At 61.1% G+C, this 13593-nt stretch carries 12 protein-coding genes; 4 read left to right on the top strand and 8 right to left on the bottom strand.

Translation table 11 applies throughout. The annotated features are described in order from the left end of the window. Positions 1-26 precede the first annotated feature (26 nt). Positions 27-872, top strand: a complete 846-nt coding sequence (locus L1071_RS07820; protein WP_246971636.1) for a 23S rRNA (adenine(2030)-N(6))-methyltransferase RlmJ — start codon at positions 27-29, stop codon at positions 870-872. A gap of 43 nt (positions 873-915) precedes the next feature. Here L1071_RS07820 and efeO (L1071_RS07815) read toward each other — a convergent pair whose 3' ends face one another. The 8 genes from efeO (L1071_RS07815) to rpmH all read right to left on the bottom strand — a co-directional run bounded on the left by efeO (L1071_RS07815) (position 916) and on the right by rpmH (position 9173). Then, a complete protein-coding gene (efeO, locus tag L1071_RS07815) occupies positions 916-1752 on the bottom strand; it encodes an iron uptake system protein EfeO (RefSeq protein WP_281504486.1) in 837 nt (278 codons plus the stop codon). Between the two features lie 86 nt (positions 1753-1838). Further along, a complete protein-coding gene (gene efeB / locus L1071_RS07810) occupies positions 1839-3149 on the bottom strand; it encodes an iron uptake transporter deferrochelatase/peroxidase subunit (protein WP_246971625.1) in 1311 nt (436 codons plus the stop codon). 36 nt (positions 3150-3185) lie between these two features. Next, on the bottom strand, positions 3186-4337 hold the full coding sequence (gene efeO, locus L1071_RS07805) for an iron uptake system protein EfeO (RefSeq protein WP_246971610.1): 1152 nt from the start codon (positions 4335-4337) through the stop codon (positions 3186-3188). 13 nt (positions 4338-4350) lie between these two features. Next, positions 4351-5190, bottom strand: a complete 840-nt coding sequence (efeU, locus tag L1071_RS07800) for an iron uptake transporter permease EfeU (protein ID WP_246971607.1) — start codon at positions 5188-5190, stop codon at positions 4351-4353. Between the two features lie 189 nt (positions 5191-5379). Next, a complete protein-coding gene (gene mnmE, locus L1071_RS07795) occupies positions 5380-6756 on the bottom strand; it encodes a tRNA uridine-5-carboxymethylaminomethyl(34) synthesis GTPase MnmE (RefSeq protein WP_246971595.1) in 1377 nt (458 codons plus the stop codon). 102 nt (positions 6757-6858) lie between these two features. Further along, positions 6859-8556 carry a membrane protein insertase YidC gene (gene yidC / locus L1071_RS07790; protein ID WP_246971576.1) on the bottom strand — a complete coding sequence of 566 codons (1698 nt, stop codon included), beginning with the start codon at positions 8554-8556 and terminating at the stop codon, positions 6859-6861. An 84-nt stretch (positions 8557-8640) separates the two neighbouring features. Further along, positions 8641-9027 (bottom strand): ribonuclease P protein component, encoded by a 387-nt coding sequence (gene rnpA, locus L1071_RS07785; RefSeq protein ID WP_246971563.1) that lies wholly within the window; start codon positions 9025-9027, stop codon positions 8641-8643. A gap of 11 nt (positions 9028-9038) precedes the next feature. After that, entirely contained in the window at positions 9039-9173 is a 135-nt protein-coding gene (gene rpmH, locus L1071_RS07780) for a 50S ribosomal protein L34 (protein WP_040240205.1), read from the bottom strand. Between the two features lie 589 nt (positions 9174-9762). Here rpmH and dnaA point away from each other — a divergent pair. The 3 genes from dnaA (at position 9763) to recF (ending at position 13584) form a co-directional block, all read left to right on the top strand. Next, positions 9763-11244, top strand: coding sequence for a chromosomal replication initiator protein DnaA (gene dnaA / locus L1071_RS07775; RefSeq protein ID WP_246971559.1), 1482 nt, complete (start codon positions 9763-9765; stop codon positions 11242-11244). 49 nt (positions 11245-11293) lie between these two features. Continuing rightward, the gene (gene dnaN / locus L1071_RS07770; protein ID WP_246971553.1) at positions 11294-12397 is read left to right on the top strand and encodes a DNA polymerase III subunit beta; all 1104 of its coding nucleotides are present in this window, start codon (positions 11294-11296) and stop codon (positions 12395-12397) included. 101 nt (positions 12398-12498) lie between these two features. After that, complete coding sequence (gene recF / locus L1071_RS07765; RefSeq protein WP_246971549.1) at positions 12499-13584, top strand: DNA replication/repair protein RecF; 1086 nt, start codon at positions 12499-12501, stop codon at positions 13582-13584. Positions 13585-13593: the final 9 nt, after the last annotated feature.

The raw sequence follows: 13593 nt of genomic DNA, 5'->3' as shown, positions 1-13593 counted from the left end.
CTTCACGTCGTTTCGGAACCCCCTTCATGCTCGCCTATCAGCACGCCTACCACGCCGGCAATTTCGCCGACGTTCACAAGCATCTCGCCGTGTTTGCCGTTCTGCGCCATCTATTACGTAAGCCCTCGCCCGTTACATATGTGGATACGCATGCCGGGCGCGGACTGTACTCGCTCGATGCCGAGGAAACGCAGCGTCTCAAGGAGTATCGCCACGGCGTGGCGAGTGTCTGGGCAGCGCGCGAGCGCTTCGCCGACGACCCGCTGCTGGGCCCATGGTGCGAGCATCTTGGCGCAGTCCAGGCGTCGTCCCGGCTCAGCCACTATCCGGGCTCGCCCTGGTGGTTGTCTCAGGCATGCCGGGCTCAGGATCGGCTCGATCTGTACGAGCTTCACCCGGGGGAGGCGAGCCACCTCGAGGCGCAAGCGTTGCCCGATCAGGTACGATGCCACCACGCGGACGGGTTGGCCGGTCTACGCGCTTCCTTACCGCCGGCGACGCCGCGCCTTTGTGTGCTCATCGATCCCAGTTACGAGCTCAAGCAGGAATACACCGACGTCGCGACGACGTTGCAGGCCGTAGCCGCCAAAGTGCGTCACGCTATCGTCTTGATCTGGTATCCGTTATTGCCCAGCGGTCGCCATCACGACTTGCTCGAGGCCGTCCGGCGTAGCGGGGTGCGCAAGGTCTGGCGCAGTGAGCTGCAATTGCACCCGCCCGGCGATGCCATGCATGGCATGTACGGTAGCGGCATGTTGATCTTCAACCCGCCCTGGGGCGTGGATACGCAACTCGAGGACAGCCTGGCGCGCGTTGTACGGTGTCTGGGAGACGACGCGACGCATTCATCACAGTGGTGGGTGCCGGAGTGAGTCTGGCAGGCGGCACCGGCTGACGGCCGGCGCCGTTACGTGACTATAGCCCTAGCTTGCCGCGCAGGGTCGCCAGATCCTCGGCGAGCACGGTCACCGGCCCGACGAAGGCGCGCCGGTCCGTCTGACTGACCTTTTCGTAGCTGACGAAACCGGCCTCGGGATTGTCGGCCTCGCGCCGGTAGTGGGCGAGCGTGTCCTCAACCTCGGCGAAGTTTTTCTCGACACGGTCGACGAAGGCCGGGTCTTCCTCTGCGACCAGTGGCTTGAACAGTTCGAAGATCTTCTGCGAGCCGTCGACATTGCCCTGGAAGTCCCATAGGTCGGTATGGCTATAGCGATCTTCCTCACCGCTGACCTTAGTCGCGGCGACCTCTTCCATCAGCGCGGCGGCGCCGCCGACGACCTGCGCGGGCGGGAAGGTGAGATCCCGCACTCGTGACTCGAGATCGTTGACGTCCGTCATCAACCGTTTGGCGTAAGGAACGAACCCTTGAGTGGTTTGCTCCTTGAAGAGGCCATATTCGAGACGATGGAAGCCGGTAAAGTCGGGATCCTCGACGCCGTTTTCGTAGTCATCCTCGCGGGCGTCGATGCTGGCATCAAGATCGGCGAACAGCTCGGCGATTGGTTCAATGCGTTCATAGTAGACCCGCGTCGGGGCGTAGAGCACTTGGGCGCGTTCCAGATCGCCAGCTTCGATGGCCTGGGTGAATTTCTCGGTATGACTGACGAACTGATCGAGATTATCGAGCACGTACAGCTTGTACTCGGCTACTGGCTCGACCAGTGCCTCGGGATTGACGTCTGCCTGGGCTGGGGTCTGCAGGGACATGAGGCCGAAGGCGCTAGCAGCAAACAACAGTGAGCGAGGTGACATGCGATGACTCCTTGATGGGGGATCGAATCGTTCGTGAGGCCAGTTCGGTCATGGAGATCGGCGCCTTGGTGCGCCTGTCGTTGTGATCAAACATCGGTCGCTTCCAGCAGGGAGCGACCGAGAAAGTCGCGTTCATCGACGGCGCCCGGAAGTGTGAAGAAGTATCCGCCACCCACCGGCTTGATGTACTCCTCCAGTGGCTCGCCGTTGAGGCGCTTCTGAACGGTGATGAAACCGGCCTCGAGATCGGCCTGGTAGACGATGAACAACAGCCCCATGTCGAGCTGGCCATTGGCTTCGACGCCGTTGGAATAGTTGAACGGCCGACGCAGGATACGGTGCTTCTCGAAGCCTGGGGTACGCGGATTGGCCAGCCGAATATGTGCGTCCAGCGGGGTGATCTTGCCATCCACGTCATTGGCGTAGTCGGGCTCATCGTATTCGCTGCCGCCGGACAGGGGCGCGCCGCTGTCCTTGTGTCGACCGAAGATCGCCTCCTGCTCGGCCAGTTGCGCGCGATCCCAGCGTTCGACGAAGTTGCGGATGATGCGTACTACCTGATAGCTGCCGCCGTGGGCCCAATCGGGTTCGTCGGGATCGGCGCCGGTCCACACCAAGGCATTCATCAGCGTCTCGTCGTCGGTGTTCGGGTTGGCGGTGCCGTCGCGAAAGCCTAGATAATTGCGCGCGCTGGGCGCGGGGGTGCCGTGGCTGGGAGGCACTACCGGCACCGTGCCTTCCTGTTTCCAGCGCACCATGAGAAAGCCGGGCGTGTGCTTGATGATGTCGCGCAGGGCGTGAATGGTCGTATCGTGGGTGTTGGCGCAGATCTGCAGCGAAAGGTCGCCGTGGCAACGTGCCGGCTCCAGGGCGTCGTTGGGGAAGCCCGTCATGCGTTGCAGATGCTTTGGCTTGGCGCCGGCCAGGCCGAAGCGCTCATCGAACAGCGAGGCACCCAGCGAGACGGTGATGGTCAGCGCGTCCGGGGCGATGATCGGTCCGAGGATGCCGGAATCCGCCGGTGGATAACTTGGATCGCGCTTGGAATAGCTACCGCCACGTGTAAGAAAGGCGATACGTTCGGTGAGGGTGCGCAACAGCTGCACCAGTCCGGCACGGTCATGGGCCAGCACGTCGCAGACAACCACCATGCCGGTTGCCGGACGCGGGGTGAGAATACCCTGCTGGTGATGGCCGTGAAAGGGATGGGACTGCTGGGTGGTAGTACTCACCGGTGCGCCGGTGACGTCGTGGGCACTGGTGGCATCGGTGCGCGATTCGGCCCAGGCCGAACCGCCCAATCCGGCGGCGGCACCGGCCGCCCCCAGCCCTTGCAGAAAGCGACGGCGATCCAGCGTGAAGGGGCAGCGTGAGGTGTTGTCGGATTGATCACTCATGTCGGTAAACCGTGATGATGCCAAGATGGAGGCTGATCAGCCATTCAGGGCCAACGTGCGGTCGAGGCTATCCAGGGTGTCGGCCAGGGCCTGGGTGTCGGCAAGCAGGGCATCGCGGTCGATATCGCTGCTGCCCTTGGCTCCCGACACGGTATTGCTCTGCTCCGGCAAGTCCTGCTGGAGTCTGGCGAGCTGGGCTTGCAGGCCTTCCAGGGCGTCCGGTGCCTGACGCTCGAGTAGCGGCGCGAGTAGCGTGACGATCTTCTCGGCGCCTGCGGTCAGGCCCTGCAGATCGAGTAGTTCTTGTGCGTTCAGTGTCTTGCTGTCGATGGCGTGAGCGTGCCATGCCTTGAGGACCCGGGCGCTGCCGTTGGCCAGTTGCGCCGGAGGAATCGACTGATGTCTGAGGCGTTCGCCGAGTGTCCGAGCGTCCTCGAGCAGTTGTGCGGCGATCGGGGTCAGGCCGCCGGTGCTCCCTGCGTCGAACAATCCCCGCGCCAGGCGGTGAAAGCCGACGAATTGCGGATCCTGCTCGCGCTCGGCGAAGTAATCGGCGCGGGCATTGAGGCGTTCGTCGAGATCGCTGTAGAGCCCGGTGGCCATCGCTAGGCGTTGGTCGATGAGCCGCGCCTCGCAGTAGGCCGTGCGTGCCGCGTCGAGCTCACCGGCGGCAATGGACTGGTGCAAGGCCTCGGCGGCTTCGACCAAGCGACGAGTCTGCAGGGTCAGGTAGACCTTGTATTCGGCCAGTGGGGCGATGAAGTCCTGCCGCGACAAGGCGATTGAAGGTGCAGCGTCGTTGGCCGTGACGTGCAATGTCCCGTGAGGATTGCTCAAAAGCCCGCAGGTCATGGCATAGTCGCCCGCCGCCAGGGTGGCGGTCAGCGGCTGGTGCAGGTCGGGGGCGATATTCTCGCGCTCCTCGAGCACCATCACACCATCGAGAATTTCCCATTCGATGGCCCGCTGGGAGTCGTTGACGATGCTGAAACGCGTCTCGCCGGCGGGCACGCTGAGTTCACGAGGCTCGCAGCCCTGGGCGGTGACCACGAGTCGCACGTCTCCATCGTCATGATTGCGCCCATTCAACGATAGTGCGAACAGACCCAAGGCGGCGAGCATCAGCACGGCCGATGCCAATACGCCGATCTTGAGTAGCCGTGCGGAGGGAGGGGAAGATGGGGGCATGGACTCTCTCCGATCAGTGAGCGTTAGCGTGTGCGGCGGCCGACCGCGCGTTGCCAGCGGGACGCAAGAACAGCAGTAGCGTTGTCAGCAGATAGCCGACATATACCACCGCCTCGCTCATGGTCGGGGCGGGCTGATAGCCGAGCACACCGGCGAACACGGCGCCAAGAGGCGAGTCCAGCGGCAATAGGTCGCTGAGGTTGAAGAGAACCTGCTGGGCATGGTTCCAGGTGCCGGCTTCATGCAGGGCACGCACCGAGCCGGCGAGCAGGCCGGCGGCCACCAGCAGGATGAAGAGTCCGGTCAGGCGGAAGAAATGCGCAAGATTGAAGCGCAGGCTGCCGCGATAGAGGGCCAGGCCCACGACGATTGCGGCGAGGATACCCAACAATGCGCCCAAGGGTGCGGCCTGGTCGGTGCTCTGCTGGAATACCGCGAGCAGGAAGAACACCGATTCCAGCCCCTCGCGAGCCACCGCGAGAAACACCATGCCGATCAATGCCAGGGTCTGACGACGACCGCTTTCGAAGGCGTCGTCGAGTGCGCCGGTCAGCGAGCGGCGTACGCCACGGGTGGCGCGACGCATCCAGAACACCATCCAGGTCAACACACCCACGGCGATCAATCCGACGAGGGCCTCGAACAGCTCCTGCTGACGCTGGGGGAACTCGGCGCTGGCGAACTGCAGGCCTGCGCCGATGCCCAGGGCCAGTGCGACGGCAAGGAAGACGCCGATCCATACGGCAGGCATCCAGGCGCCACGCCCGGTCTGGCGAAGGTAACTGGCGATGATGCCGACGATCAGGGCGGCCTCGAGCCCCTCGCGTAGCATGATGAGAAAGGGGACAAGCATGTTGGAGTCCTGGTGAAGCGGGGTAAGAGGACGCGATCTCGAAAGAGAATGAGATTCGTTGTTATCTATAGATTACGCCTGCCCCTGGCGAGGGGCAAGGAAATTAGCAGGAAAAGTGCTTACCGGTAGGCGATAAAGCCCGTGGAAGGACGCGGGGATGCTTATTCTCAGTTTCACTGACCGACCGTCTTACTTGCCGATGCAGAAGCTGCCGAAGATCTCACCGAGTAGGTCGTCTGCAGTGAATTCGCCGGTGATTTCGGAGAGCGCGTGCTGTGCTTCGCGCAGATCCTCGGCAAGGAGTTCACCGGCGCCGTGCCCCTGTAGCTGGGCGATGCCGTTGTCGAGCGCCTGACCGGCGCGGTCGAGGGCGTCGAGATGGCGCCGGCGCGCTGAGAAACGGCCTTCGGTGGTGGCATCGAAGCCCATCACCGTCTTGAGATGATCCTTCAAGTTATCCACACCCTCTCCGGTAATGGCGGACATGCGCACCAGCGGTGGAGTTGTGGATAAATCACTCACGGCAGCTTCGCCGCTTTCATCGATCTTGTTACGTACCAGCGTCAGACGCTCGGGGTGGGGGAGGCGTGCGACGAATTCCGGCCAGAGTTCCATAGGGTCGGTCTGTGTCGTGGTCGCCGCATCGACCAACAGCAGCACACGGTCGGCTTTCTCGATTTCTTCCCAGGCGCGGGCGACGCCGATTTTCTCGATGGCATCCGGTGTGTCGCGCAACCCGGCGGTGTCGATGATGTGCAGCGGCATGCCATCCAGATGGATGTATTCGCGCAGTACGTCGCGGGTAGTGCCTTCGATGTCGGTGACGATGGCGCTGTCGCGTTCGGTCAGCGCGTTGAGCAGGCTCGACTTGCCGGCGTTGGGGCGTCCGGCGATGACCACGTTCATGCCTTCGCGCATTAGCGCCCCCTGGCCGGCGGCGGCGCGCACCTCGCCGAGCATGGTGTGCACGTCGTCGAGCATCGCCGCCACCTTACCGTCGGCGAGGAAGTCGATTTCCTCCTCGGGAAAGTCGATGGCGGCTTCGACGAACATGCGCAGCTCGATCAGCTTGTCGACGAGGGCCGCGACGCGGGTCGAGAACTCGCCCTGCAGCGAACGCAGGGCGTTCTCGGCGGCGGCGCGGGAGCTGGCATCGATCAAGTCGGCGATGGCCTCGGCTTGGGCCAGATCGAGCTTGTCGTTGAGGAAGGCGCGTTCGGAGAACTCGCCGGGACGCGCCAGGCGAGCGCCCAGGGTGACACAGCGTTCGAGGAGCAGATCCATGATCACCGGCCCGCCGTGCCCTTGCAGCTCGAGAACATCCTCACCGGTAAAGGAGTGGGGACCGGGGAAGAAGAGCGCGATCCCTTCATCGATGACATCGCCATTGGCGTTGCGGAAAGGGCCGTAATACGCATAACGCGGTGCCGGGCAATGGCCGAGGATACCCTCGGCCAGGGCGCGGCTGGCGGGCCCTGAGATGCGTACGATGCCGACCCCGCCACGTCCGGGAGGCGTGGCGATGGCGGCGATGGTGTCCTGGCGATAGAGAGGCGTGGCAGTCATGTCGTTCTCCGACTCGTTGCCGGTATTGTCCCGGTGGCAGGCCCAAAACGCCAGACCCCCGCCAAGGCGGGGGTCTGATCGGGCGGTACACGGAAAGGGCCGTCAACTCTTGGCTTTACTGGCTTTTTCCGTATCGCCGTCATTTTCGATCTTGCGCGTGATAACCCACTGCTGAAGGATCGAAATGACGTTGTTGCAGATCCAGTAGATCACCAGGCCGGCCGGGAACCACAGGAAGAAGAACGTGAAGACCACCGGTAGCATCTTCATGATCTTGGCCTGCATGGGATCCGGCGGTGTGGGGTTCAGCAACTGCTGAACGAACATCGAGGCGCCCATGATGATCGGCAGGATGAAGTAGGGATCCTGAGCCGAGAGGTCCTGTATCCACAGCATGAAGGGCGCATGACGCAACTCCACGGATTCCAGCAACATCCAGTACAAGGCGATGAAGACCGGCATCTGCACGACGATGGGCAGACAGCCCCCCAGAGGATTGATCTTCTCCTTCTGGTAGAACTTCATCATCTCCTGCGACATCTTCTGTCGGTCGTCGCCGTACTGCTCCTTGATGCGCTTCATCTCCGGGCCCATCTTGCGCATCTTCGCCATCGACTTGTAGGCCTTGGCGGAGAGCGGGAAGAGCACGAGCTTCACGACGACCGTGAGCAGCACGATCGACCAACCCCAGTTGCCGATCAGGCTATGAATCTTCGCCAGCAGCCAGAACAGCGGATTGGCGATGAACCACAACCAACCGAAGTCGACGGTCAGTTCCAGGTGCGGCGCGATGGTCTCCAGGCGGTCCTGAATCTTGGGGCCCATGTAGAGCGTCGCGGCCAGTGTCGTCTCCTCGCCGGGCGCAAGCTGCTGGGAAGGACCGGCAAACGCGGCCACGTTGCGATCACGGGAATCGATATTGGCGTAATAAAGATTCTCCTGCTCCTGCACCGGGACCCACGCCGAGGTGAAATAGTGCTGGATCATCGCGACCCAACCGCCCTCGGACTCGACGTTCTTGAAGTCGCCTTCACGAATGTCATCGAAGTCGATCTTCTCGTAATTGCTTTCCTGCGTTGAGAAGGTCGCGCCGAGGAACGACTTCATGCTCATCGGGCCGCCGCCCTGACTGGGATCGGCGCTATTGTCGCGAGCAAGCTGGCCGACGAAGCGTGCGGAGACAGGCGTTTCGCTCTGGTTATCGAGTCGATACTCGACATTGACCGCGTAACTGTCGCGATCGAAGGTGAAACGCTTGATGACGTCCACGCCGTTGACCTCGGCCTTGAGGTCGACACTTAGGCTGTCTTGATCATCACCCAGCGAATATTGCGTTTGTGCGGAAGAGAAGTCGATGCGTCCGTCATGGTCCTTCAATTGCAGCCCCGACTTGGCAACGTAACTGCGCACGTTGTTATCGCTGAGGAGAACGAAGGGTTGGTCGCTATTCAAGGACTCATGGTGCTTGGGTAGCGCCGCGTAGACGACATCGCCTCCGCGGGGGTCGATGCGAAGGTCCAGCGTATCGGTGCGTACCTCGATCAAGCCGCTCGCGTCGGTTTGCCCATCCGCGCCAGGCATGTCGGCGGCCTCTTGCGATGAGGCATTGTTCCCGCTGTTATTGGAAGCGGGAACCGAGAGGCCTTCACTGCCGGCGTCACTATCGGACGTATCCTGGGTAACGCTTTCAGGTGCGCGCTGTTCGACGCTGTTTTGCCCATAATCCGCATTCCACTGAATGACCAGTAGATAGGCGAGTACCGCGAGCGGGATGACGAGTAGGAGTCGTTTTACGTCCATAAGGATTCTGCCCGGTGATACATTCTGACGTCACGTCCCGACCGGCACTTGCGGCCACGGTGGAACGTGGCGGAGAAATGCCGATCAAGGGGATGGCGTGGACGAGACCGACTGCTTGCGTACGTCTTTTTCCAGGCGTCGCCACATGCCGTGCAGTTGGCGATGCAAGGTATCGTTATCCAGTTCATGAGCCCCACGCCGAGCGAGAACGATGATATCCACGGCGGGAAGACGGTGCTGCTGGAGACGAAAGGATTCACGGACGAGGCGTTTCAGACGGTTACGGTCGACAGCACGACGTACGTTCTTCTTGCTGAAGACGAGCCCCACTCGCGGCTCATCGAGAGCGTTGGGGCGCGCAAGCATCAAAAGGCCCTTACCGTGCACCTTGAAGGACGCATGAGCGAAGACGTGCTGATAGTCCCCGGCGGTCAGCAGTCGCAGCCGCCGGGAAAAGCCCTGATCGGACATTCGTTGTCCAGTCAGGCGCTCAGACGCTTGCGGCCTTTGGCACGACGACGCGCCAGCACCTGGCGGCCGTTCTGGGTGGCCATGCGAGCACGGAAGCCGTGCACGCGCTTGCGCTTTAGGACGCTCGGTTGAAAAGTGCGCTTCATAGCTGCGAATTCTCACGTGGTTGTTTGGAAACGATTTGAAACTGAAGAGCCCGATACGTTTGCACCAGGCGGTATTCGGCTCAAGACCGGCAATTCTAGTGAATCCCTGGGGCGGGTGCAATTTTTCTGGCGTTTTTATCCACACCTGTTTTGTTACGGCGGCGGGGGCTCGGCATGTGCCGAGGCGGTTAGCCCGAGGGGATGTCGGTCGAAGGCTCGTCGCTGGTTGCGGCGATCTTAACGGGAACGGCAATCCTATTATTACTATTGAAGTTATATTGATTGATGCTGTTATTATTACTGGGGATAATATTTGTGGATAACCTATTTATAACCTTTATTAACAATATCTTGCCATGTTCTTGAATATGTGGGGAAGTGGCGGGAAAGCGGTGGGTAAGCTGTCGGTGGCGTTGTGGGTAAGTGGCGATCTTTCCACACCCCGTGATATCTCCCCGTTTCACGGACAGGTTGTGCGTTGAGTTGTGGGGTGGGTTTTCCACAGGAAAAGAGACTCGGTATCCATGTGGATAACCCGGGCGTCGAACGATACAATAGCCGGCCATTCATCAACGCTAGGTGAGGTCGTGTGTCGGTCGCTCTCTGGCAGCAATGCCTCAACTTTCTTCAGGATGAACTGAGCTCCCAGCAGTTCAACACCTGGATTCGCCCCTTGCAGGCGGAGGACGGTGACGCCAGCGAGCTGTGTCTGCTGGCGCCCAATCGCTTCGTGCGTGACTGGGTCAATGATAAATACCTGAAACGTATCAATGAGTTGCTGAGGGAGCTTGCATCCGGCAAGCCGCCTAAGGTGCAGTTGACGGTCGGCAGTCGCCGCAATGTGGCGGCGACGTCGCCGCGTGACCTGGGGGCACCGGTATCGGCGGCGTCAATGAATACCTCTCGTCCACCCGAAACGCCGCCTACGGTGCATACCCCGCGGGCGCGGGGCGACTATGCGGACGAGCAGGAAATCGATCGCCTGCGTGAACGTCAGGAGACGTCGCGCCGCGGTGAGCGCCAGGTGCAGGTAGAAGGTAGCCTCAAGCATCAGAGTGGCCTCAATCCTAATTTCACCTTCGAGACCTTTGTCGAGGGCAAGTCGAACCAGCTTGCGCGGGCCGCGTCACGCCAGGTGGCCGAAAATCCCGGTGGTGCCTATAATCCGCTGTTCCTGTACGGTGGTGTCGGCTTGGGTAAGACGCACCTTATGCATGCGGTGGGCAATCATCTTGCTACGCAGCGTGAGAATGCCACCGTGGTCTACTTGCATTCGGAGCGCTTCGTCGCCGATATGGTCAAGGCGTTGCAGCTCAACGCGATCAACGATTTCAAGCGTTTCTATCGCAGCGTGGACGCACTGCTGATCGACGACATCCAGTTTTTCGCCGGTAAGGAGCGCTCGCAGGAAGAATTCTTCCATACGTTCAATGCGTTGCTTGAGGGTGGCCAGCAAATGATCCTTACCTCGGATCGCTATCCCAAGGAAATCAGCGGGGTGGAAGAACGCCTCAAGTCGCGCTTCGGCTGGGGGCTGACGGTGGCCATCGAACCGCCCGAGCTGGAAACCCGCGTGGCGATCCTGATGAAAAAGGCCGACCAAGCCAAGGTCGATCTGCCCCACGATGCAGCATTCTTCATCGCCCAGAAGATTCGCTCCAACGTGCGTGAACTGGAAGGGGCATTGAAGAAAGTCATCGCCGACTCGCACTTCATGGGCAAACCGATCACCCAGGATTTCATCCGCGAGTCGCTCAAGGACCTGTTGGCCCTGCAGGACAAGCAGGTCGGCGTCGACAACATTCAGCGTACGGTGGCGGAGTACTATAAGATCAAGCTAGCGGATCTTCTCTCTAAGCGTCGTTCACGTTCAGTGGCGCGTCCACGTCAGGTCGCCATGGCCTTGGCCAAGGAGTTGACCAATCACAGCTTGCCCGAGATCGGCGATGCCTTCGGGGGGCGCGATCACACCACGGTGCTGCATGCCTGCCGAAAGGTGCAGACACTCAAGGAAGAAAGCGCGGATATCCGCGAGGACTATAAGAACCTGTTGCGGCTGCTGACTAGTTGAGCATGGCGGCCAGAATATTCCCTTGGACCCCAGGACGAGAGTGGAGCCCATGAGATTTACCATCACCCGCGAAGACCTTTTGCGTCCACTGTCGCTGGTCGCCGGCGTCGTCGAGCGTCGCCAGACCCTGCCGGTGCTGTCCAACGTGCTGCTCGAGGTACGCGACACGCAACTGGCATTGACCGGTACGGATCTGGAAGTCGAACTGATCGGCCGCACGGTTCCGCATCACGTCGATGAGCCGGGCTCAGCGACAGTGCCGGCGCGCAAGCTAATGGATATCTGCAAGTCGTTGCCCGAGCGGACCGACATTACCTTTACGCTCGAAGAAGGGCGTGCGGTACTACGTGCGGGGCGTTCACGCTTCACCTTGTCGACGTTGCCGGTGGCGGAATTCCCGAATATCGAGGGAAGTCAAAGCGATACGACCTTGACCTTGACGCGCGGCACACTCAAGCACCTGATCGACGCGACCTCTTTCGCCATGGCGCAGCAGGACGTGCGTTATTATCTGAACGGCATGTTGCTCGAATTCGGCCATCACCTGGTGCGTACGGTGGCGACCGACGGTCACCGCCTAGCGGTGTGCGCACGTAGCGCGGAGGTCGACGTCGAGCCGTCGCAGAAGCTCATCGTGCCGCGTAAGGGCATTCTCGAATTGGCGCGTTTGCTGGATGGCAGCGATGAGCCGGTGGAGCTGACCATCGGCGGTACCCATCTGCGTGCACAGACCGGGGATTTTACCTTCACCTCCAAGCTGGTTGACGGCAAGTTCCCCGATTACGAGCGAGTGGTGCCGCGGGGCGGTGATAAGGTCGTCATCGCCGAGCGTGGCGAGTTGCGCCAGGTGTTGTCGCGTACCGCGATTCTCTCTAACGAGAAATACCGCGGGGTCCGGCTCAATCTCGAAGAGCACAACCTGCGTGTGACGGCCAACAACCCCGAGCAGGAAGAAGCCGAGGAAAACGTGGCCATCGAGTATGAGGGCGACACCTTGGAAGTGGGCTTCAATGTCGGCTATCTCGTGGATGTACTCGGCGTGCTCGATGCCGACCGCGTGCAAATGACGCTTTCCGATCCCAACAGCAGCGCACTGCTGGAAGAACCGGGCGGTGGCGATGCTATGTACGTGGTCATGCCGATGCGCCTCTGATCGCCTGCGCTGCTCTTTCACTCATGCATGTCTCGGGTGCGGTCGGTTCACGCCGACATCGCTAACCGCGCCCGGGGCGGCATGCTGCCGCCGATCTCCTTATGCCCCTCGAACGTCTCAATTTCCTAGGTCTGCGTAACCTGGCAGCACTCGATATGCGCCCCGCACCGGGGATCAATCTGGTGACCGGTGCCAATGGCAGCGGCAAGACCAGCTTGCTGGAAGGCGTGCACATGTTGGGCATGGCGCGCTCGTTCCGTACCCAGAAGCTCAAGCATGCGATCACCCACGACGCCGATGCCGTCACCTTACACGGTCGTCTGGCGGGTGATCCGCCGGTGTCGTTGGGCGTTCGTCGGGCACGCGATGCTGCCGAGCTGGAAATTCGTCTCGATGGCGAGCGCGGTATCCGCGTGGCGCGCTTGGCGGAAACGCTCCCCCTGCAATTGATAAACCCCGATGCCTTCCGCCTATTGGAAGGTGCGCCTGCGGCTCGGCGTGAGTTTCTGGACTGGGGTGTGTTTCACGTGAAACATGAGTTCTTCGAGGCATGGCGGCGGGTGCGGCGCGCCCTGAAACATCGGAATGCCCTGCTCAGACATGATAGAATCGACTTACGATCGATGCGTGTCTGGGAGCAAGAGTTGGCGCATTGGAGCGAACAACTCGATCTCTTGCGCAGCGGCTATATGGCACAATTCGCCAAGGCATTCGAAGCGACATTGCACGAGTTGTTGCCGCTTTCCGGCTTGTCTCTTCGTTATTATCGCGGCTGGGACAAACAGCGTGGGTTGCTGGACGTGCTCGAAAACGGTCGAGACACGGATCGGCAAATGGGCTTTACCCAGCAGGGGCCGCAACGTGCCGACTTGCGCTTGCGCATTGGCAAGCGCGCTGCCGTGGAAGAACTGTCGCGCGGGCAGCAAAAATTGGTAGTGAGTGCGCTGAAACTAGCCCAGGGGCGCTTGCTGGAGGAACTGACAGGCCGTACCTGCGTTTACCTGATCGATGACCTGGCTGCCGAGCTTGATGTTTCGCATCGGCGGATCTTCTGTCATTGGCTGGCGCGCTTGCACTGCCAGGTCTTTATTACCGGAGTCGAGCGCGATGCGCTCGCGAATGCATGGCAGTCGGAAACGGATGTCGCGATGTTTCACGTGGAACACGGGCGGCTGCTCACGGAATGACTTCACGAC

It is taken from the genome of Chromohalobacter sarecensis (assembly GCF_023061135.1).
GTDB lineage: Bacteria > Pseudomonadota > Gammaproteobacteria > Pseudomonadales > Halomonadaceae > Chromohalobacter > Chromohalobacter sarecensis.
The sequence above is the reverse complement of the archived record's forward strand: the minus strand, read 5'-3'. Positions and strand labels throughout refer to the sequence as shown.